2 protein-coding genes are annotated in these 950 nt (G+C 42.3%); both read left to right on the plus strand.

What is annotated here, in order from left to right; translation table 11 throughout:
• Positions 1–95: 95 nt before the first annotated feature.
• The gene (locus NE638_RS17805) at positions 96–233 is read left to right on the plus strand and encodes a hypothetical protein (RefSeq protein WP_199579967.1); all 138 of its coding nucleotides are present in this window, start codon (positions 96–98) and stop codon (positions 231–233) included.
• Positions 196–950, plus strand: a 755-nt coding sequence (locus NE638_RS17810) for an RNA-guided endonuclease TnpB family protein (RefSeq protein WP_173746869.1), incomplete at its 3' end; no start/stop codon positions are given. The genes NE638_RS17805 and NE638_RS17810, both read left to right, overlap by 38 nt.

A 950-nucleotide genomic window follows, 5' to 3' on the forward strand; every position in this document is an offset into this window, starting at 1 on the left:
TTCCCTGATGTAGTATACTGAAAAAGAACAATTAGTTCATAAATACATATCCGTCGATATAAGAAAAAAGATGATAAATATAATGGAGTTAGACCATGAAAGATGCATTCTGGGGTCAGATCTTCGGTCTGCTCAGTGCAGGCGGAGCAACGATTGAAACGATACGGCAGTATATAGAAAGCCAGGGTGAGAAGAATGAACCGCGCCGTAAAAATAAGGATCTATCCAAATAAAGAGCAGAGAGTTCAGATAGAGCAAACAATCGGCTGCAGCCGCTTTATCTATAACCAGATGCTTGCAGATAAGATCAGCTATTACCAGAAAGAAAAAAAGATGCTCCGGAACACACCGGCCGGATATAAAAAGGAATATCCATGGCTGAAGGAGGTGGATTCCCTTGCCCTGGCGAATGCGCAGCTGCATCTGGAAAGTGCGTTCCGGAAGTTTTTTCGGGAACCAGCCTGCGGATTTCCACGTTATAAATCAAAGAAGCATGCAAGAAATTCATATACGACCAATGCACTAAACGGAAATATCCTTTTGCAGGATACCCATCTGAAACTTCCAAAGATGTCCGTCATAAGGATAAAACTTCACCGTCAGATTCCATCAGACTGGAAACTGAAGTCTGTAACTGTGAGCCGTGAGCCATCCGGGAAATATTTTGCCAGCCTTTTGTTCTGCTGTGAGAACCAAACAGTGGAAAAAAGACCGGCAGAGAGATTTCTTGGGATCGATTTTGCCATGCAGGGAATGTGTGTATTTTCTACAGGAGAAAGAGCCGGGTACCCTATGTTTTACAGAAAAGCAGAGAAAAAACTTGCAAGAGAACAGAGAAAGCTCTCCCACTGTGAAAAAGAAAGCCGGAACTATCAGAAACAGAAAAAAAGGGTAGCTTTATGTCATGAAAAGATAAAGAACCAGAGAAAAGATTTCCAGCATAAGCTCAG

Source organism: Blautia sp. MSK.18.38 (assembly GCF_024460535.1).
GTDB lineage: Bacteria > Bacillota > Clostridia > Lachnospirales > Lachnospiraceae > Blautia_A > Blautia_A fusiformis.